A 17,486-nucleotide genomic window follows, 5' to 3' on the forward strand; every position below is an offset into this window, starting at 1 on the left:
GGGCGTGTCAAAAGGTCGTGGGCGCGGTACCGTGCGGTGTGTCCGTCCCCGTGTCCACGCCGGTGTCCGGCTCGCTGCGGCGGGCCCGGATCGGCGGCTGCCTGCTGTTCCTGCTGTTCGGCGGCGCGCTCGGGGCCTGGACCGCGCGGGTGCCGGCGATCAAGCACGGCCTCGAGCTCGACGACTTCCGGCTCAGCGTCGCGCTGCTCGGGCTGGCCGCGGGGGCGATCGTCGGGCAGCTCGGCGCCGGGCGGCTGGTGGACCGGTTCGGCAGCGTGCGGGTGGTGCGGCCGACCGCGCTGCTGGAGGGGGTGCTGCTGCTGCCCACCGCCTACGCGCCGTCGCTGCCCCTGCTGACCCTCGCCCTGCTCGTGTTCGGCGTCAACCACGGCGTGCTCAACGTGGCCATGAACGCCAACGCGCTCGGGGTCCAGCGAGCCTACGGGCGTCCGATCATCTCCTCGTTCCACGCCGTGTACAGCATCGGCGGGTTCGCCGGCGCGGCCCTCGGCGGGCTGTGCGCGCACCTCGGCTGGTCCCCCCGCGGGACGTTCCTACTGGTGGGCGCGGTCGCGCTGGCGCTGGCCGGCTGGGCGTTGCGCTGGATCGCGCCGGAGCCGCCGGTCGCGGAGACCCAGAGCCGCAAGGCCGGGCGGCTCGACGGGGTGTACCTGCTCGGCGGGCTCGCGTTCTGCGCGCTCGTGGGGGAGGGGGCCGCAGCCGACTGGAGCGCCGTGTATCTCCGCGACAACCTGGGCGGCACCGCCGGTTTCGCCGCCGCCGGCTACGCCGCGTTCGCGATCGCCATGACCGCCGGCCGGCTCGTCGGGGACCGCCTCACCGTGCTGCTCGGCCCGGTCAACCTGGTCCGGCTGGGCGGCCTCGTCGCCGCGGCCGGCCTGGGCCTGGCCCTGCTGGTCGGCGAGCGCTATGCGGGCGTGGCCGGGTTCGCGTGCCTGGGCGCCGGCCTGTCGTGCGTGGCCCCGCAGGTGTTCTCGGCGGCGACGGCCCGCAACCCGTCCCAGCCGGCCCGGGCGCTGTCGCTCGCGGTCAGCCTGGGCTACGCGGGCTTCCTCGCCGGCCCGGTGCTGATCGGCGCGGCCACCGAGGCCGTACCGCTACCGGTGGCCCTTGCCCTGCCGGCCGGGCTGGCCCTGCTGGTCGCCGCGGCCGCCGGTGCCGTCCGCGCCGCCGGAGCCACGCGATCCTCCGAGCACGTCGGCGACGGCCGCGATCAGCGCGACCACCACGAACCCGATCGTCACCCATAGCGAGGCCTGGAACGCCCGATCCCAGTCGCCGCCGTGCCGGGCCAGCTGGCTGAAGAACACCGCCCCGGCGGCCGCGATCCCGACCGCCGTCCCGATCCGCTGCCCGGTCTGCAGCACGGCGCCGGCGCTCCCGGCCCGCCGCACCGGCACCTCGGCCAGGGTGAGCGTCTGGTTGGGGCTGATCACCAGGCCGCTGCCGATGCCGGCGATCAGCAGCGGCAACGCGGTCGCGAATCCGGCTCCGAGCCCGGGCACGAGATGCAGTGCCAGTTCGGTTCCGCCGAGCCCGAGCCCGACGAGGAGGAGGCCGGCGACGACGAGGGGCCGCCCGTAGCGGTTGACGATCCGCCCGCCGACCGCCGCGGCCACCGCCGAGCCCAGCGCGAACGGGGTCGCGGCCAGGCCGGCCTCCAGCGCCGAGTAGTGCAGGCCGCTCTGCAGCAGCAGCGTGAACGTGAAGAAGATCGAGGTGAACCCGCCGAAGTAGAACAGGCCGACGAGCGCGCCGAGCCCATAGGAGCGGACTTTGAAGAGCGAAAGATCGATCACGGAGGTACCGCTTCGGGCGAAGCGCCGCTCCCACGCGACGAAACCGGCGAGGACGGCGACGGCCGCCACGACCAGGAGCCACTTCGCGGAGCCCTTCCACTGCTGCTCCTGCACGAGCGGCAGCAGCAGGGCGACGACGCCGATGCCGAGCAGGACCACGCCGACCGGGTCGAGCGACTCCCGTTCCCGCTCCTGCGGCGGCCGGCCGGGAATCCACTTCGCGCCGAGCAGGATGGCCACGATCCCGATCGGCAGGTTGATGTAGAAGATCCACCGCCAGCCCTCGGCCGCGCCGAAGACCTGGATCAGCAGCCCGCCGAGCAGCGGCCCGACCGCGGTGGAGATGCCGATGGTGGCGCCCAGCAGCCCGAACGGCCGGCCCCGCTCGGCCGGGGAGAACAGCTGCTGGATCAGGCCGGACACCTGCGGGTTGACGACACCGGCGGCGGCACCCTGCACGAGCCGCGCGACGATGAGCCACAGCGCCCCGGTGGCCAGCCCGGCGGCCGCGCTGGCGAGGGTGAACACGGCCAGCCCGGCGATGAACGCGTTGCGCCGCCCGCGCGCGTCGCCGAACCGCCCGGCCGGGACCAGCAGCAGCCCGAACGTCAGCGCGTAGCCGGACAGGACCCACTGCAGCTCGGCCGAGCTCAGCCGCAGGTCGGTGCGGATCGACGGCAGTGCGACGTTGACGATGCTCACGTCGAGCAGCGTCATGAACCCGGCCACCAGCACGACGCTCATCGCCCGCCAGCGGTTGCCCTGCCCCGTATCGCCCGTCGTCACCGCCTGCCAGTGCCCACGGCGCCGACCGGCAAACCCGGCGAGTCGATCAACGACCGGCCCGGCCGCGCATCTCCGCGTCGAACGACCGCTGGGTGTCCCGCATGAGCTGGAGCTCGTCCGGGTCCTGGAACCGCTCCAGCATGGTCGCCTCGTCCACGTCCTCCAGATGCGTCTGCACCCACCAGATGTTGCCGACCGGGTCCTTCACGCGCCCGCCGCGGTCGCCAACGATCCCCGACGTGCGCACCTCCGTGACCAGCGTCGCCCCGGCCGCCAGGGCCGACTCCACGACCGCGTCGGCGTCGGCGACGTACACACACAAGAAACTCGGCGTGTCCGGCCACTCGGGCCGCGAGTCGAACGCCATCACCACCGACCCGCCGATGCGCACCTCGGCGTGCCCGACCGTCCCGTCCGGGTTGTAGACCCGCGCCGCCTTCTCCGTCCCGAACACCGTCTCGACGAAGTCCAGGAACCGATCCGCACCCTTCGCCGCCACGTACGGCGTCACCGTCGACTTGCCAGCAGGAATCCTCATACCGCCACCCTCCCGGCCGATCCGGCCAGGTTCTGTCCTATTCGGCCGGTGACGCCTCAGGTCGCGCTACGCCTCTCATGGTGTCCTTCGTGGGAAAGCGGCGGGACCTGCGGCGATCGCGGGCCGGTGGGCTGATAGCCTGGCCCACCTCCGCAAGCTGTACAGAACGCGGCAACATATTCGGCACCGGCTCGCTCTCATGCTCCTTGAGCTTCGAGGACTGTCGATAGATTGAATGACCATCCGGCGAGCCACTCCACGCCTGGGCCCCCAGGTTCGTCCGGGCCTTCGGCCGATCTGCATGAACTTCTGGCCTTGTGGGCTCGCGACGACGGTGCGACGCTGCGGCAGCTCGCGATGAGAATGTCAAAATACCTGGGCCGGGAGCCGTCGCGGTCATACCTCAGCGAGATTTTGCGTGGTCTGAAGGTTCCTAGTGTCGAGATGACGAACGCACTTGCCGAAACGTTGCGGGCCAGTTCGGTCGAGCGGCATCTCGCACGGCATCTCGCCGAGGCGGCAGCGGATCAGAAGGCATCCGAGCGCCGGCGAACGGTGCTGCCGGTCGCAAGTTCGGGGGGCCGTCATGTCGGCGCGGACGGCGGCGCGCCGGATTGGTGGCGGCGTTCCGGATACATCGAGCAGGTGGCGGAACTGGTGCCCGCCGGGGGCCTCCTGGATCGGGGGGAGGAACTGGCTGAGCTCGCTGAGTTCTGTCATGGCGACGAGGCGTTCTTGTGGTGGCAGGCGCGACCGTGGGCCGGCAAGTCGGCGCTCATGGCGACATTTGTACGCAATCCTCCGCCCAGGGTTGACGTCGTTTCATTCTTTGTCACAGCGCGGCTTGCTGGTTACGCGGACAGCAACGCGCTGATCGATGTCTTGATCGATCAGCTGTCCGCCATCATCGGACAGCCGCTGCCCCGGACGTCGGCATTCGCCATGCGCGACATGCACCGCCGATCGGTGATCCGCGACGCGGTCCGGCAGGTGCAGGACTCGGGTCGAGAGCTGGTCATGGTGCTCGATGGTCTCGACGAGGACGTCCGCGGTCGGCCCGGATCGGGCTTGGCAAGCGTTGCGTCGGTACTGCCACGACTACTCGGCGGCCGTGCCCGCGTCATCGTATCCAGCCGGCCGGATCCGCCCTTGCCGCAGGATGTGCTTGACAGTCATCCACTCCGCCGGTGCCGGATCAGGCAGCTCGCGGTGTCGCCTCATGCCACCGACGTCGCGGAGCTAGCCTGGCAAGAGCTGACCGATCTGCTGTTTCGCGGCCGAGCCGAGCGCGACATCATCGGATTCCTAGCCGTTCGCAAGGGCGGCCTCACCCTGGTCGAACTGGAACAGTTGACCGGCATCGCGCCATTTCGCCTTGAGCACATCCTTACCGGCAACCTCGGCCGGACCGTCGTTGCCAGGGTTGATCACGGGGTATCGCCGCCTCAGCGTCTGTATGTATTCATCCACGAGGCGCTGGTCAAGGTAGCGCGAGAGCAACTCGGCACCCACATGGCCAGATATCGCCGACGCCTCGAGCGGTGGGCGCAGACACATGTTCGATCCGACGGTGTCAATGGGTTCTAACGGCAGTTGTGACCTCATCCGCGGGTGACCGCGAAGATTGGCCGCGCGTCAAAGCTCGGCCAACATTCGCGGTCGCAAACTACCTCCTCGCCAACGGCGGGCAGGGTCAGCCGGCATCGCCGATGATCGCGTCCAGCTTTTCGTAGATCCACAGACTGGCGGCTGCGGTTGCGACCCTCCCGACGCCGAGGCCGGTTTGGCCGACGTGTGCGGCGATCGCCTCGGCGATTCCCCCAGCCGTGGAGCCGAGGGCGAGCGCGGTTGTGGTGATCACCGCTTGGCGAAGCGTGAGCGGCCTGCGGTTCACTGGTCCTCCCGGTGGTGTGGACGTCGATTTCCGGTCGACCTCCAGTGGACCGGCACGCGGGTGTTCGCCGGGTCGCTGGCGAACAGACGAATCCGCTCTGCCCGGCTGAACTGGGCCGGAGCCAGAATGTTCGCTGGATCAGCGTCGGCGGATGCGAGCCGTCGCCGTGTGGTAGGTGGCATCGACGCCGGGCCACCCGGGTGCGACGGACAAGTCGGTACTCGGTGATACTGCTGGCCTCACGGGAAGGTCCGACATGGATGTCAAGGTGCCGGCAGGGGTACTGCTGGTTTGCACTCTCGCCCTCATGAGCGCGTGCGGGGACGCACCCGCGCCCGCTGCCGGGGCCGCCTCGGCGCCGCCCTCCCCGGCGGTGACGTCGGCGGCGCCCAGTCCGACGCCGGCGGTCGACGGCGGGCCGGCGCTGGCCAAGGCGGTCGCCGCGAGCGTCGGCAGTGACTTCACCTTCGCGCTCAGCTCCGGCGGCGCCAGCACGTCCGGCGAGTACGACGCGGAGTCCAAGGGGACGCGGATGCTCCCCGGCCAGAGCGGCGGCGACGCCATGGAGTTCGTGGCGATCGGCGACGACCTGTGGGTGCAGGTCGAGGCCGGGACCTACCTGCACTACAGCGCGGCCAAGTTCACCGCGAGGCATCAGATGATCGGGGCCACCGCGCCGGTCGCCGCGCTCGATTTCCTCGGGGCCGCGAGCGGGGTCACCGTCGACGGAGCCGGGGAGTACAAGGGCACGATCGACCTGGCCAAGGTGCCGAGGAGCAATCCGGCCGCGGCGCATCTCGCGGCGCTCCTCGCGGAGCGGATCGGGGCGACGCCGGTGTCCTCGGCCGTGCCGTTCACAGCGAAGCTCGACGCGCAGGGGCGGATCAACAAGGTCACGGTCGACCTGCCGCACGCCGAGAACAACGGCAGCAACCTCGTCTACGGGTTCACCGCCTACGACTACGGCAAGCAGATCTCCGTCGGCAAGCCGACGGGCCGGATCGTCGACGCGCCGATGGACGCCTACGCATAAAGCGAAACCCCCAAACCCTTACAGCCCCGCTCGTACGGCATGACTGCGCAACGTCGCCAGGGCGCGGGCGGACTGGCTCTTCACGGTGCCGGGGCTGCAGCCCAGCGCCCTGGCCGTCTGTTCGATGGACAGGTCGCAGCAGTAGCGCAGCACCAGGACGGCGCGGCGGCGGGGCGGTAAGCGGTTGAGGAGGTCGTGGACGGGGAGGCGCTCGACGATCGCGTCGGGGGCCTCGCCGGGGTGCCGTTGCAGCGGCAACGGAGTCGTTTCCATAGTGGCACGATGAGCAACGACCCTGACGTACCGCTGAAATCAGCCTGACGCGAGCAACCGCCGCGCTTCCAGGTGGGTGCGCTGGGGCGGGCTCAGCTCCAGGGCGAGGGCGCGCGTGAAGGCCTCGGCCGCGGCCCGGTGGTCGCCGAGGCGCAGGAGGAGCTCGGCCCGGGTGGCGTGCCACCACGGGTAGGACTCCAGCGATCCGAGCGCGTCGAGCAGGGGCAGGGCGGCGGCCGGGCCGTCCCGCTCGGCGATGGCGGCCGCGCGGTTCAGCTGTACCACCGGCGTGTCCTGGATCGTGAGGAGCACGTCGTACCAGGAGATCACCGCGTCCCAGTCGGTGCGCTCGTAGGCCGGGGCGAGCGCGTGGCAGGCGGCGATGGCGGCCTGGACGGCGTAGCGGTCGGGGCGGGCGGGGCTGCGGCGCAGGGCGGTGCCGAGGATCGTCACACCCTCCCGGATCGCGGCCCGGTCCCAGCGGGAGCGGTCCTGGTCGCGCAGCAGGACCAGGGTGCCGTCGGGGGCGAGGCGGGCGTCGTGGCGGGAGTCCTGCAGCAGCAGGAGGGCGAGGAGGCCGAGCGCGGCCGGCTCGTCGGGCATGAGCCGGGCCAGGAGGCGGGCGAGCCGGATCGCCTCGCCGACGAGCAGCGGGGTGCCGCGGGTGTACCCGTCATTGAAGATCAGGTACAGCGTGGCCGCGACCCCCGTCAGTCGCGCGGGCAGGTCGGCGTCGGCCGGCACGCGGTACGGAATCCGGGCCTGTCTGATCTTCTGCTTGGCCCTGGTGAGGCGCTTGGCCACGGTCGCCTCGGGCAGGAGCAGGGCCCGCGCCACGTCCGGCGTCGACAGGCCGCCGAGCGTGCGCAGGGCGAGGGCCACCTGCGCCTCGACGGCCAGCGCGGGGTGGCAGCACATGAAGATCAGCGCCAGTAGATCCGAATTATCCGAATTATCGGACACCTCGACCAGCGCCTCCTTCGCCGGCCGCCGCGCCTCCCGCCGCATGATGTCGATGGCCCGGTGCTTCGCGGTGACCAGCAGCCAGGCCCGCGGATTGTCCGGGATGCCGCTATCGGGCCAGGTGACGAGCGCCTTCTCCAGGGCATCCTGGACGGCGTCCTCGGCCAGGTCCAGGCTCCCGGTGAGCCGTACGAGGGTGGCCAGCACCAGCGCACCCTCGTCCCGCACCAGATCGGCGAGCTCCATGAACGGCGTTACCGGTTGAAGACGATCACCGGGCGCACCTCCACGGCGCCGTTCCAGGCCGCCGGGATCGTCGCCGCCACCGCGACCGCCTCGTCGAGGTCGGCGCAGTCGAGCAGGTAGAAGCCGGTCAGGGCCTCCTTGGTCTCCGCGTACGGCCCGTCCGTGGTCAGCACCTCGCCGCCCTTGCCGCCCTTGACCCGCACGGTGGTGGCGGACGCGGTCGGGTACAGCGCGTGGCCGCCCTTGATGACCGCGGCCGCGGCCTTGGCGAACGCGTTGTACTCCCGCATCTCCTCGGCCTGCGCGGGATCGGTCCAGTCGACGTCATCGGTGTAGGTGAACGCGGCGTACATGGGCATGTCCAGCTCCTCAGGTAGTACGACTCTCACCCTAAGGACGAACGGGCCCGCCCCGAGAAGGACACCTACCCGTGCAACCTGGCCCCTTTGAGGATCCGGTCCACGGCGTTCTTCGGCCCGTGCACGGCGATCCCGGCCAGGTGCAGCTCGGCCCGGCCGAAGAGCTTCACCGCGGCCCGGTTGTCCTCGTCGTTGCCGGTCTTGAACAGCTCGTCGGTGAACACCGCCGTGGCCACGCCGCGCTCGACGGCCCGGGCGTGGGCGGCGGCCAGGACGTCCGCGGAGCCCTCGAAGATCATCACGGGCTGGCCGAGCATCGGCAGGTAGCGGGTGCCGTCCGCGTCCTCGTAGTCGGCGCCGAGCAGCTCCGGCCGGGTGCCGGCGACGCCGCTGACGACGAAGGCGGTCACGTTGAGCCGCTGCCAGGTCGGCAGGTCGTCGCGGAGCAGGACGGCGATCTTGGTGGGGAACGTCATGCCCCGAGCCTGCGCACAACCGGCGGCGCTGGCTTGTACGTTCTGAACATGGCCGCTGAGCTCGTCAACGCGTGGCGCCCGCGGGTGCCGGGGGTCGCCGAGGTCTTCCACGCGCACTTCGTGGATCACGCCTATCCGCTGCACGTCCACGACGCCTGGACGCTGCTCATCGTCGACGACGGCGCGATCCGCTTCGACCTCGACCGGCACCACCGGGGCGCGGCCGGCGCGGCGAGCGTGACGATCCTGCCGCCGGACGTGCCGCACGACGGCCGCGCGGCGACCCGGCACGGCTTCCGCAAGCGGGTGGTGTACCTCGACGCCGCGGTCCTGCCGGCGACCCTGGCCGGTGCGGCCGTGGACTCGCCCGGGTTCGACGACGCGCTGCTGCGGCTGCGCATCCATCAGCTGCACGAGGCGCTGGATCAGCCGGGGGACGAGCTGGAGGCGGAGAGCCGGCTGGCCCTCATCCAGGAGCGGCTGCGTTCCCATCTGGACCGGCATTTTCCGGAGCGCGGGCGCAGCGCACCCCGGCACCTCGCCGTGGCGCTGCGCGAGCTGCTCGACGAGCGGACCGCGAGCGGGCTGACCCTGCAGGAGGCGGGCGCGCTGCTCGGCAGTCATCCGGGGCATCTGGTGCGGGCGTTCACGGCGTCGTTCGGGCTGCCGCCGCACCGCTATCTCCTGAGCCGGCGCATCGAGCGGGCCCGCCGCCTGCTTTTGGCGGGTTGGCGGGCCGCCGACGTGGCCGCCGAGGCCGGATTCCACGACCAGGCGCACCTGCACCGGCACTTCAAGAGGTTCGTCGGGGTGACGCCGGGGACCTACGCCGCCTGAGCGCCCTGGCTCAGCCGGCGGTCGGCCGCGGCGGCGTTGCGGCGGAGGCGTTCGGTCTCGGCGCTGAGCAGGTCGCGGCCGATGCCGGTGAGCCGGTAGTAGCGGCGCAGCCGGGACGCGACGACTTCCTCGCGGTCGACCTCGATGAGGCCGTCGGCGCGCAGCCGGTCGAGGATGCCGTAGAGCGTCCCGGCCTGGAGCCGGACCCGGCCCTCCGAGATGCGGCGCACGTCGTCCAGGATGCTGTACCCGTGCTGGGGTGCGGCCGCCAAGGCGGTGAGGACCAGGAACGTGGGTTCGCGTAACGGTAAGCCAGTCATGCCGATCACTATATGAAGCTTATCGATATATGCCATCAGCCGATCGGTCAGCCGCACTGTCGGGCAACACAGGCCTTGGCGGTCGAGACGCGGTCGGCCGGCGGCGACTTCACAGATCAGTTAACTGTCTTAACAGCAACGCGTCAATGCCGTGACACCCTCGATCACCCGACGGCCAGGTGGACCAGCGTCTCGGCGCAGGCGTGGACCTGGTCGAGGGAGACCCGCTCGTCGGGGCAGTGGCCGTAGCCGACGCCGGGGCCGAACTGCACCGCCGGGACGCCCCGGCCGGTGAGCAGCCGCAGGTCGGAGCCGTACGGAGCGCCCACCACGGCCGGCTCGGCGCCACCGGTGGCCACGTGGGTCCGGACCACCCGCCGCACCAGGTCCGTGCCGTCCGGGCAGCGGCCCGAGGCGAACTGGCCGCCCCACCACTCGACGGTGACCGGGTGCTCCTTGAGCCACGGGTCCTCGGCGCAGGCCTGCGCGACCGTGGCCTCGAACTCGGTCCGGGCCCGCTCGACCGGCTCGTCGAGGGCGACGCCGAAGCGGCCCTCGGCGACCAGCAGGTCCGGGACGGTGGAGGCCCAGTCGCCGGCCCGGACGGTGCCGATCTCCAGGGGGTAGGCGATGTCCCAGCGGCGCATCATCGGGTCGACGGTGCGGTTGCGGGTCGCTTCGAGCGCGCGCAGTACCGGAAAAATTATTTGGAACTTTTCGACTGCGCTGACACCCGACGTGCGCGCACAGGCGTGGGCGGCGAGGCCCGGGACCCGCAGCCGGAATGTGAGCGCGCCGCCATTGGCGGCCAGGACGTCGAGGGCGGTCGGCTCGGTGATCACGCAGGCGTCGGCCCGCCAGCCGCGCTCGAGGGTGGCGAACGTGCCCAGGCCGCCGTCCTCCTCGCCGACGACCGCGGCCAGCAGCAGGTCGCCGGCGGGCCGGGTGCCGGTGCGGTGGATCGCCAGGAAGGCCGACAGGGCGGACACGAAGCCGCCCTTCATGTCGCAGGCGCCGCGGCCGTAGACGTGGCCGTCGCGGAGCTCGCCGGACCACGGGGAGGCGGTCCACGTCGCCGGGTCGCCCGGCGGTACCACATCCAGGTGGCCGTTCAGCATCAGCGACGGGGCGCCCGGGTCGGCCCCGGGCAGCCGCGCGACCAGGCCCCAGGCCTCGTTCCGCTCGACCTCCATGCCCGGGAAGTCCGGCCGCGCCGCCAGCTCGGCCACCGGAATCGGCCACAGGTCCAGCTCGACCCCCTCCGCGCGGAGCCGATCGGCCACGTGATGGACGATCTCGCTTTCCGCGGCGGTGCCGCCCACACTGGGAATCCGGATCAGGTCGGTCAGGGTGCGGACGGTCTCGGCGCGCGCGTCGCGCAGGGCGTCCAGCGCAGGTTGTACTCGGGTCACGGGGGCACGATATGTCGCTGACACTCATGACGTACAACATCAAGAATGGCGGCGGCGACCGGCTCGACGCGATCGCGCGCATCATCGTCGATGCGCGGCCCGACGTGGTGGCGCTGCAGGAGCTCCGCGGCGAACCGCGGCTCGGGGCGCTGACCGGGATGCGGCAGTTCGTGGCCGGCTCCTGGCGCGGGCAGCCGGTCGGCCTGCTCGTGGCGCGGCACCTGCGGGTGCTCGGCGCCGGCCGGGTGCATCGCCCGTTCTTCCATGCCGCCGCGTGGGTCCGCATCGCATCCCCGATCGGGGAGATCACGGTGGTCTCCGCCCACCTTTGCCCCTATTGGGGGCGGCTACGGCGGATCGAGGCGGGCTGGCTCGCGGGGTTCTTGCACAAGGGGGTACTGCTCGGCGACCTCAACACCCTGGACCCCTGGGGCGAGCACGCGGGTGAGCTGGCGACCCTGCCCATGCAGTACCGGCGAAGGCATCTGAACGGCCGCCGGCCGGACGTCCGCGCGACGGCGCTGCTTGCCCGGCGCGGCCTCGTCGACGTCTTCCGGCAGTGCGGCTCGGGACCGGCCTCGACCGTGCCGACCACCCGGGGCGGGGGCCACGAGTTCGCGCGGTTGCGGCTGGACTACCTGTGGGCGACACCGGACATCGCCCCGAGGTTCACCGATTGCCGTGTCGTGACCGGCGGGGCGGCGGAATCCGGTTCGGACCACTACCCGCTGGTGGCCCGGGCAGCGTAGAGATCTGCGCGGCCGCGGCCTGGGCCGCGCTGCCACCGGTGCGGGGGTCGATCTGCTGGCGGGGCGGGGGCAGGCGGCGGTTGCCGCCGAGCGGCGGGTTGGCCACCCAGCGGATGACCGGGCCCTGCCCCGGTGCCGGCAGCCAGCCCAGGAAGCGCTGCCAGAGCTGCTCCGAGCTGAACTGGCGCAGGTCCTCGGCGGCGTCGGCCACCCGCAACGCCATCAGCGTGCGCAGCTCCGCCGGGTTGTCGGTGTATTCGGCGACCAGCTGCTCCCGCTTCGCGGCGCACGGCCACTCCTCGGCGCACCCGGTGCACCGCCACTCCGGCCGGGCCGGCATGTGCGCGGCGGTCACCCGAGGCTCCCGGGCCTTACTTCCAGTCGGCGCAGCGCGTAGACGAGCACCGAGTTGCGGGCCGTCACGTACTGGTCGCACGGCCACGGCTGGCCGCAGTCACGGCACAGCTCGCCGCGCTTGAACTTGGCGGCCAGCCACCCGCGCGGCCGCGGCTGATGGCGGCGGCGCTGGCGGACCAGGTCTGGGAGCTCCATCGCGAATCCTTCAGGTCGCCTTCGGGCGCGAGTCGATCGGACGGGGGGACTTGCTGATCCGCAGCGAGGAGTGCACCAGGTGCGGCTGCGGGAGGATCGCCAGGTGCTGCGCCGCCGGGTGGGGCCGGTTGCGGGCGCCTTTCGCGCGGTACATCGCCGCGTCCGCCCGGTGGACGGCGTCGGCGAGGTGTGCGCCGGGCTCGACGGGGACGAGCCCGACGGACACGCTGACGGTGACGACCTGGCCGGCCAGGCGCATCGGGGCCGCGAGGGCCTCGGCGAGCCGGTCGGCCTGCTCCAGTGCGGTGCCCTGACGGACGGTGAGCAGGCCGGCGAACTCGTCGCCGCCCAGCCGCGCCACCAGGCCCCGGTGTGCGCCCTCGACCTCGGCGTAGGCGGCCAGGCGGCGAGCGGTCGTCACGAGCACCTCGTCGCCGGCCGAGTGGCCGAACACGTCGTTGATCTGCTTGAACCCGTCGACGTCGAGCACGACGGCGACCAGGGGATGCTGTGTGCGGTCGGCGACCAGCTCGGCCCCGCGCAGGTAGAAGGCGCGGCGGTTGGGCAGGCCGGTGAGCGGGTCGTGGTCGGCGGCGTGCCGCACCACCTCGAGCTCCGCGTCCAGCCGGGCCGCGCGGCGCTCAGCGCGTCGCGCCCGCAGATACAAGGGGAGACTCGCGCACGCCCCGGCCGCCGCGGCCGCACCGGCCAGGAAGGCGAGGGGATCCATGCGCACGTTTCCCTTCAGATCGCAGCTGGGGAAGCCACTCGATCATTTTGTGCACTGATGCCGGGTTTTGATCACAAACTGTAAGCGCCCCCGTACATCGGCACATGCGCTAGCATGCGCTTTATCGGCTGCAGACGCAAGAGCCGATGCACGTGCAGATGCCGGTTGCTTGGTGAACTTTCAACCAAGGTCATCAGAGAGATGTCGATGGAGCAGACGTACAACGGGATGCCGGCCGGACACCTTTCCGGTGTGACCTGGCAGAAGAGCCGCCGCAGCAACCCCAGCGGCAACTGTGTCGAGCTGGCCCGCCTGCCCCACGGGGCCGGTTTCGCCATGCGCAACTCGCGTGACCCCGAGGGTCCCGCACTCATCTACACCTACGAAGAGATCGCAGCGTTCGTCGGAGGAGCCATCGACGGCGACTTCGACAACCTTCTGGCCGACTGATCCAGCGCTCGGCCGAGCCGTCCAGCCTTCACCCGGAAGGCTGAGTAATCCCTGTCCGAAGATCGAGCAGGCTCGCACCCGCCGCTGTACGCGAGCCCACTCCCGCTTACTGTCCGGTCATGGCATGCTTACTCGGGTCGCGGGGGTGGTCCGCGGCGCAAGCAGACTGTTCGACCATGACGGTCCCGGAGGCAGCACGGTGACGACCGGTCTCACTGAAGGAGGAGCGTCCGGAGGCCCAACGGTCCTCCGGATGCTGCTGGGTGCCCACCTGCGGCGCCTGCGCGAGGCCCAGGGGGTGACCCGGGAGGACGCCGGCTGGGAGATCCGCTCGTCCGAGTCGAAGATCAGCCGGATGGAGCTCGGCCGCGTCGGCTTCAAGGAGCGCGACGTCGCCGACCTGCTCAGCCTCTACGGCGTCGACGACCCCGAGGAGCGCACGCGCCTGCTGGCCCTGGCCCGGGACGCCAACAACCCGGGCTGGTGGCACCGCTTCGGCGACGTCCTGCCCAGCTGGTTCCACTCCTACCTCGGGCTCGAGGCGGCGGCCGCGCTCATCCGCACCTATGAGGTCCAGTTCGTGCCGGGCCTGCTGCAGACCCAGGAGTATGCCCGCTCCGTCGTCCTGCTCGGCCACGGCCGGGCCAAGGAGGACGAGATCGAGCGCCGGGTCGAGCTGCGCATGCAACGCCAGCAGATTCTGACCCACACGAAACTGTGGATGGTCGTCGACGAGGCCGCCCTGCGCCGCCCGATCGGCGGCCCCGACGTGATGCGGGCCCAGCTCGACGCCCTGCTGGAGATCAACAGCACGCAGTCCAACGTCCGCCTGCAGGTCATCCCGTTCAACGCGGGCGGCCACGCGGCGGCCGGTGGCGCCTTCACGATCCTGCGCTTCCCCGACGACGACCTGCCCGACGTCGTCTACATCGAGCAGCTCACGTCGGCGCTCTACCTGGACAAGCGTGACGACGTCGACCTCTACGCCGAGGCCATGGAGCGCCTGTGCGTCGAGGCCCGCCCGCCGACGGACACCGCGAAGATCCTCGAGGAGATCCGCAAGGAGTTCGCCTAGAGGCCCCGGTCAGGACCCGGCCGCCACGGCGAAGCAACCCTGGAGCGATTTTGGCGCGTCGATGGGTCTCCGGGGTCACCCCGGGTACCCATCGACGGACTTCGTGCCTCTGGGGGCCGCTAGGAGGGCAGGAGGGCGGACGCCGCGAAGGAGAGCAGCACGGCCGCGGCGACGAACAGCATGATCAGCGCCAGCGGCCGCATCGGGCCCCGGCCGCGGCGAAGGGGCGCGCGGAGGCCGCGGCGGAGGCGGTGCACGCGGGTCGCGCGCACGGCGCGCCGCTCGGCCGCCTTGGCCCACTCGGTGTCGAGGCCGGCGAAGGGATCACTCACGGTGAGCCAGTATGCCCCCCGCCGGCCCGTCGCGGTGCCCCGTCAGATCGCGGCCTCGATGCGGTCCATCGCGGCGTTGCGGGGGATGTAGCGGTTCAGGAGGTTGTGCTGGCCGGCCGCGAAGATGCCGGCCACGACCGGGGTCTCGGCCTTGCGGATCTCCAGGTCGGTCTCCTCGGCCGCCGCCGTCGCCAGCTGCGCCGCGACCGGGCCCGGCAGGGCGCGCCAGGTCGGCAGGAGGGTCACGTTGATGGCGTCGTCGTACCAGTCGGGCACGGTCGGCGGCGGGATGTGCCCGGAGCGCCAGCGGCGGACCAGGGTCTGGGCCCAGCGGTCCCAGAAGGCGAGCTCGGCCAGGACAGTGGCGACGTCCCAGCCGGGCGTCACCGGTTTGCGAAGGCCGTCTTCGCCGAGCCGGTCGATGAGTGCGGTCAGGCGTTGCCGCGCGGCGGCGTTCTCGTCCAGGGGTACTCGCTCCACCCCTTCCACGGTAAAGGCGCGACCAGGACCTCGCATGATCCACTAGCCCGGAATGCGATGACCGATTCCCGCCAGCATTGTCGGCCGCGCGGGGCCACGCTGATGTCATGTTCACCGTTCACGCGCTCGACGCCGACGCCTTGGAATCCGTTCGCCGCACCGGGAAGGACGTCTCCGGCAACCCGCCCGTGCCCTACGTGGCCGAGGGCGGCGAGCCGGTGCGCTGCTGCCTGCGCGACGCCACGCCGGGCGAGCGGCTGCTGCTGTTCGGCTACGAGCCGATGCTGCCGGCCGGCCCCTACCGCGAGATCGGGCCCGTCTTCGCACACGCACAGGCCTGCGCCGGACCGGCCGGCGACGGCTACCCGGCGGACTGGCGGAGCCGGCCCCAGGTGCTGCGCGCCTACGACGAGCGCGGCTGGATCCATCCGGCCACGCGGGTCCACGACGGCACCGACCCCGTCGGCGAGCTCGAGGCCGTCCTCGCCCAGCCCGGCGTGGTCCGCGTCGACAGCCGCAACATCGCCTACGGCTGCTACATGTTCACGGTGACCCGCTGATCGCCGGTGCGCCGCGGCCTTACGGCGCGCCGCTGAACAGGTGGGTCACGGTAGGCTCGCCGTCGGCGTAGGACTGGGCGTGGCGCTCGTCGTCGTAGTCGGCGGCGGTGAGGCGCTCGTCGTGCTGGCGGCGGTGCTCATCCCACGACGACACGGTGTAGATCTCGACCATCGTCCCCGGCTCCTCGCCCGCGCGGAACACGCCCCACTGCAGGGCACCCGTGCGCAACCGGGCATCGCGGACGCGGTGCATGGCCGCGACGAACTCACGTTGGCGCTCTTCGCGGACCCGGTAGCGCAGCAGCACGACGACCGGGCCGTCGGCCGCCTCGGGCTCGATCAGCAGGTGCGGCTCGGGCCAGTGGACCGGGGTGCTCCGATCGAGCGGCCCGGTGTCCAGGTACGGCCACCAGCGTCCGCTGATCAGTGCGAGCAGGAGCAGTACCCCCGAAACCAGCATTGGGATTGTGACGCCGAACCGGTCGGCCGCCACGCCCCAGGCCGCGGCGGCCAATGCCTGCGAACCGGAGAACACGAACTGGTAGGCGGAGAGGCCGCGGGCCCGGACCCAGCCGGGCAGGAACAGTTGCACGGCCGCGTTGGAGTTGCTCAGGACCACGATCCAGGCGGCGCCGGCCGGGACCAGTGCGACGGCCGACAGTACCGCCGAATGGGTCGATGCCAGGACGGCGATCACGGCGGCGTAGACGGCGGCGCCGAGCGAGTAGGCGCGGTTCGGGGTCAGCCGGCCGCGCACCCACGGCAGGAGGAACGCTCCGGCGATCGAGCCGGCGCCGACCGCGGCGAGGAGCAGGCCGTAGCCGGTCGGGCCCAAGCCGATGCGCCGGGCGGCGAAGACCGGTAGCAGCGCCCACAGTGCGACCGCGGGCGTGAGGAACAGCCCTATCCGCAGCAGGATCCGGCGCATCTCGGGGGAGAAGCGGACGTACCGTTCGCCCGCCCGCACGGCCGCGAGGAACGCCTCCGGGCGGGTCTCGGCGGCGGGGGCGGGGCGGCGCAGGGTGGCCATCACGACCGCGAACGCGGCGAACGAGAGCGCGTTGAGCGCGAACACGGCGGCCGGGCCGAGCCGGGCCACGAGCAGGCCGGCGACGGCGGGGCCGACGGCGCGGGCCAGGTTGACGCTGAGCGAGCCGAGCGCCGACGCCGAGGGCAGGTCCGGGCGGGGGACGAGCTCCGGGATCATCGCCTGATACGGGGCGACGGTGAGCGCGGCTCCGCACCCCAGCGCGAAGGTCAACGCCAGGAGCGCGACCGGGGTGAGGACTTCCCGCCAGGCCAATACCGCTACCGTGCCGGCTACGACGGCCTGGCCGCTCTGGATGGCGATGAGCAGGCGGCGGCGGTCGAGCACGTCGGCGAGGGCGCCGCCGGGCAGGGCCAGGAACAGCACCGGCAGCGTGGTCGCGGTCTGGATGAGCGCCGTGGTCGCGGCCGCGTGCGGGTGCTGCAGGAGGATCCACTGCGCGCCGACCGTCTCCATCCAGGTGCCGACCTGGCTGGCGAGGGCGGCGATCCACAGGGCCCGGAACGCCGCGTGCCGCAGCGGCGTCCAGGCCCTGCTGATCATCCGTTCATGG

At 71.9% G+C, this 17,486-nt stretch carries 22 protein-coding genes and 1 pseudogene; 8 read left to right on the forward strand and 15 right to left on the reverse strand.

The features are described 5' to 3' along the window. Positions 1 to 62 precede the first annotated feature (62 nt). Positions 63 to 1,001, forward strand: a pseudogene (locus ACIA8L_RS17270) (MFS transporter); the annotation flags it as partial. 117 nt (positions 1,002 to 1,118) lie between these two features. Here ACIA8L_RS17270 and ACIA8L_RS17275 read toward each other — a convergent pair. After that, positions 1,119 to 2,564, reverse strand: coding sequence for an MFS transporter (locus tag ACIA8L_RS17275; RefSeq protein WP_395906316.1), 1,446 nt, complete (start codon positions 2,562 to 2,564; stop codon positions 1,119 to 1,121). Positions 2,565 to 2,652: 88 nt separating this feature from the next. Continuing rightward, positions 2,653 to 3,144: a VOC family protein gene (locus ACIA8L_RS17280; protein WP_395905388.1), complete on the reverse strand. Its 492-nt coding sequence runs from the start codon at positions 3,142 to 3,144 to the stop codon at positions 2,653 to 2,655. 444 nt (positions 3,145 to 3,588) lie between these two features. On the opposite strand from ACIA8L_RS17280, the gene ACIA8L_RS17285 reads away from it, so the two are divergent. Continuing rightward, positions 3,589 to 4,731, forward strand: coding sequence for a hypothetical protein (locus tag ACIA8L_RS17285; protein ID WP_395905390.1), 1,143 nt, complete (start codon positions 3,589 to 3,591; stop codon positions 4,729 to 4,731). A gap of 106 nt (positions 4,732 to 4,837) precedes the next feature. On the opposite strand, the gene ACIA8L_RS17290 is transcribed toward ACIA8L_RS17285, so the two are convergent. Next, entirely contained in the window at positions 4,838 to 5,038 is a 201-nt protein-coding gene (locus ACIA8L_RS17290) for a hypothetical protein (RefSeq protein ID WP_395905392.1), read from the reverse strand. A gap of 307 nt (positions 5,039 to 5,345) precedes the next feature. Here ACIA8L_RS17290 and ACIA8L_RS17295 point away from each other — a divergent pair, with 307 nt between their 5' ends. Then, positions 5,346 to 6,071 carry a hypothetical protein gene (locus ACIA8L_RS17295; RefSeq protein ID WP_395905394.1) on the forward strand — a complete coding sequence of 242 codons (726 nt, stop codon included), beginning with the start codon at positions 5,346 to 5,348 and terminating at the stop codon, positions 6,069 to 6,071. 18 nt (positions 6,072 to 6,089) lie between these two features. Here ACIA8L_RS17295 and ACIA8L_RS17300 read toward each other — a convergent pair whose 3' ends face one another. The 4 genes from ACIA8L_RS17300 to ACIA8L_RS17315 form a co-directional block, all read right to left on the reverse strand. Continuing rightward, positions 6,090 to 6,344 (reverse strand): sigma-70 family RNA polymerase sigma factor, encoded by a 255-nt coding sequence (locus ACIA8L_RS17300; protein WP_395905395.1) that lies wholly within the window; start codon positions 6,342 to 6,344, stop codon positions 6,090 to 6,092. Positions 6,345 to 6,383: 39 nt separating this feature from the next. Then, entirely contained in the window at positions 6,384 to 7,553 is a 1,170-nt protein-coding gene (locus ACIA8L_RS17305) for an RNA polymerase sigma factor (RefSeq protein WP_395905397.1), read from the reverse strand. An 8-nt stretch (positions 7,554 to 7,561) separates the two neighbouring features. Further along, positions 7,562 to 7,912, reverse strand: a complete 351-nt coding sequence (locus ACIA8L_RS17310; protein WP_395905399.1) for a YciI family protein — start codon at positions 7,910 to 7,912, stop codon at positions 7,562 to 7,564. A gap of 65 nt (positions 7,913 to 7,977) precedes the next feature. Continuing rightward, a complete protein-coding gene (locus ACIA8L_RS17315) occupies positions 7,978 to 8,388 on the reverse strand; it encodes a DUF2000 family protein (RefSeq protein WP_395905401.1) in 411 nt (136 codons plus the stop codon). A gap of 48 nt (positions 8,389 to 8,436) precedes the next feature. On the opposite strand from ACIA8L_RS17315, the gene ACIA8L_RS17320 reads away from it, so the two are divergent. Then, complete coding sequence (locus ACIA8L_RS17320; RefSeq protein WP_395905403.1) at positions 8,437 to 9,225, forward strand: AraC family transcriptional regulator; 789 nt, start codon at positions 8,437 to 8,439, stop codon at positions 9,223 to 9,225. Here the strand turns inward: ACIA8L_RS17320 and ACIA8L_RS17325 are convergent. Beyond that, complete coding sequence (locus ACIA8L_RS17325; RefSeq protein WP_395905404.1) at positions 9,213 to 9,545, reverse strand: PadR family transcriptional regulator; 333 nt, start codon at positions 9,543 to 9,545, stop codon at positions 9,213 to 9,215. The two genes, ACIA8L_RS17320 and ACIA8L_RS17325, sit on opposite strands and share 13 nt — an antisense overlap. Positions 9,546 to 9,709: 164 nt before the next feature. Then, positions 9,710 to 10,957 (reverse strand): ArgE/DapE family deacylase, encoded by a 1,248-nt coding sequence (locus ACIA8L_RS17330; protein WP_395905406.1) that lies wholly within the window; start codon positions 10,955 to 10,957, stop codon positions 9,710 to 9,712. A gap of 11 nt (positions 10,958 to 10,968) precedes the next feature. Here ACIA8L_RS17330 and ACIA8L_RS17335 point away from each other — a divergent pair, with 11 nt between their 5' ends. Continuing rightward, positions 10,969 to 11,706, forward strand: coding sequence for an endonuclease/exonuclease/phosphatase family protein (locus ACIA8L_RS17335; RefSeq protein ID WP_395905408.1), 738 nt, complete (start codon positions 10,969 to 10,971; stop codon positions 11,704 to 11,706). On the opposite strand, the gene ACIA8L_RS17340 is transcribed toward ACIA8L_RS17335, so the two are convergent. The 3 genes from ACIA8L_RS17340 to ACIA8L_RS17350 are packed head-to-tail and all read right to left on the reverse strand — an operon-like array spanning position 11,627 to position 12,988. Further along, complete coding sequence (locus ACIA8L_RS17340) at positions 11,627 to 12,061, reverse strand: hypothetical protein (protein WP_395905410.1); 435 nt, start codon at positions 12,059 to 12,061, stop codon at positions 11,627 to 11,629. The genes ACIA8L_RS17335 and ACIA8L_RS17340 overlap by 80 nt on opposite strands. Next, positions 12,058 to 12,258 (reverse strand): hypothetical protein, encoded by a 201-nt coding sequence (locus ACIA8L_RS17345; protein ID WP_223102603.1) that lies wholly within the window; start codon positions 12,256 to 12,258, stop codon positions 12,058 to 12,060. Before ACIA8L_RS17345 ends, ACIA8L_RS17340 begins: the two co-directional genes overlap by 4 nt. 10 nt (positions 12,259 to 12,268) lie before the next feature. Then, positions 12,269 to 12,988 carry a GGDEF domain-containing protein gene (locus ACIA8L_RS17350; protein WP_395905412.1) on the reverse strand — a complete coding sequence of 240 codons (720 nt, stop codon included), beginning with the start codon at positions 12,986 to 12,988 and terminating at the stop codon, positions 12,269 to 12,271. A gap of 207 nt (positions 12,989 to 13,195) precedes the next feature. Here ACIA8L_RS17350 and ACIA8L_RS17355 point away from each other — a divergent pair, with 207 nt between their 5' ends. Further along, positions 13,196 to 13,438 (forward strand): DUF397 domain-containing protein, encoded by a 243-nt coding sequence (locus tag ACIA8L_RS17355; RefSeq protein WP_395905413.1) that lies wholly within the window; start codon positions 13,196 to 13,198, stop codon positions 13,436 to 13,438. A 199-nt stretch (positions 13,439 to 13,637) separates the two neighbouring features. Next, entirely contained in the window at positions 13,638 to 14,513 is an 876-nt protein-coding gene (locus tag ACIA8L_RS17360) for a helix-turn-helix domain-containing protein (RefSeq protein WP_395905415.1), read from the forward strand. Positions 14,514 to 14,632: 119 nt separating this feature from the next. Here ACIA8L_RS17360 and ACIA8L_RS17365 read toward each other — a convergent pair whose 3' ends face one another. Together ACIA8L_RS17365 and ACIA8L_RS17370 are read right to left on the reverse strand one after the other, a co-directional pair. Further along, the gene (locus ACIA8L_RS17365; RefSeq protein ID WP_395905417.1) at positions 14,633 to 14,845 is read right to left on the reverse strand and encodes a hypothetical protein; all 213 of its coding nucleotides are present in this window, start codon (positions 14,843 to 14,845) and stop codon (positions 14,633 to 14,635) included. Between the two features lie 42 nt (positions 14,846 to 14,887). Further along, positions 14,888 to 15,325, reverse strand: coding sequence for a hypothetical protein (locus ACIA8L_RS17370; protein ID WP_395905419.1), 438 nt, complete (start codon positions 15,323 to 15,325; stop codon positions 14,888 to 14,890). 107 nt (positions 15,326 to 15,432) lie between these two features. Between ACIA8L_RS17370 and ACIA8L_RS17375 the strand changes: the two genes are divergently transcribed. Next, positions 15,433 to 15,885 carry a DUF1203 domain-containing protein gene (locus tag ACIA8L_RS17375; protein ID WP_395905420.1) on the forward strand — a complete coding sequence of 151 codons (453 nt, stop codon included), beginning with the start codon at positions 15,433 to 15,435 and terminating at the stop codon, positions 15,883 to 15,885. 19 nt (positions 15,886 to 15,904) lie between these two features. On the opposite strand, the gene ACIA8L_RS17380 is transcribed toward ACIA8L_RS17375, so the two are convergent. Continuing rightward, on the reverse strand, positions 15,905 to 17,476 hold the full coding sequence (locus ACIA8L_RS17380; protein ID WP_395905422.1) for an MFS transporter: 1,572 nt from the start codon (positions 17,474 to 17,476) through the stop codon (positions 15,905 to 15,907). Positions 17,477 to 17,486: the final 10 nt, after the last annotated feature.

The sequence above is a fragment of the Dactylosporangium sp. NPDC051541 genome (assembly GCF_044454505.1).
In the GTDB taxonomy this organism is placed as follows: Bacteria; Actinomycetota; Actinomycetes; order Mycobacteriales; family Micromonosporaceae; genus Dactylosporangium.